Annotated in this window: 1 protein-coding gene; it reads left to right on the top strand. The window is 53.4% G+C overall.

The genetic code is table 11. From position 1 onward, the window contains the following. Positions 1-6: 6 nt before the first annotated feature. The coding region (gene rnc, locus ACTHUR_RS14530; RefSeq protein ID WP_440399289.1) for a ribonuclease III at positions 7-684 on the top strand (678 nt) is incomplete at its 3' end.

Below are 684 nucleotides of genomic sequence, written 5' to 3'. Positions count from 1 at the left end.
GTCCTCATGAAAACAGATGTGTTAAAACAGCAGGCGCATACCGCCATTCAGAATAAACTGGGTTACCATTTCAAAGATACCGCGCTTTTGCAGCAGGCGCTGACCCACCGCAGCTACCATGCGAAAAACAACGAACGTTTCGAGTTCGTCGGCGATTCGATTTTGAACTACACCGTCGCCAAAATGTTGTTTGACGCGTTCCCCAAGCTGACCGAAGGCGAGTTGTCGCGTTTGCGCGCGAGCTTGGTCAATGAAGGCGTATTGGCGGAAATCGCTTTGGAAATGAATGTTGGCGACGGGCTTTATTTGGGCGCGGGCGAATTGAAAAGCGGCGGATTCAGACGACCCTCCATCCTTGCCGATGCTATGGAAGCGATGTTTGCCGCCGTCAGCTTTGATGCGGATTTCGCCGAGGCGGAGAAAGTGGTGCGGCACTTGTTTGCCGAACGCGTCAAACGCGCCGATTTCAAAACGCAGGGTAAAGACAACAAAACCGCCCTGCAAGAAGCCCTCCAAGCGCGCCGCCTTGCCCTGCCCAAATACCGCATCGAAGAACAAATCGGTCATGCCAATGACAGTATGTTCCTGATTTCATGCGACTTGGGCGAACTGGGCTTCATCTGCAAAGCACAAGGCAGCAGTCGTAAAGTTGCCGAGCAGCAAGCCGCCAAAGAAGCGCTGCAA

The organism is Neisseria sp. P0021.S007, assembly GCF_051956855.1.
Note: the sequence above shows the minus strand (reverse complement) of the source record. Positions and strands in the feature narration are given on the sequence as shown.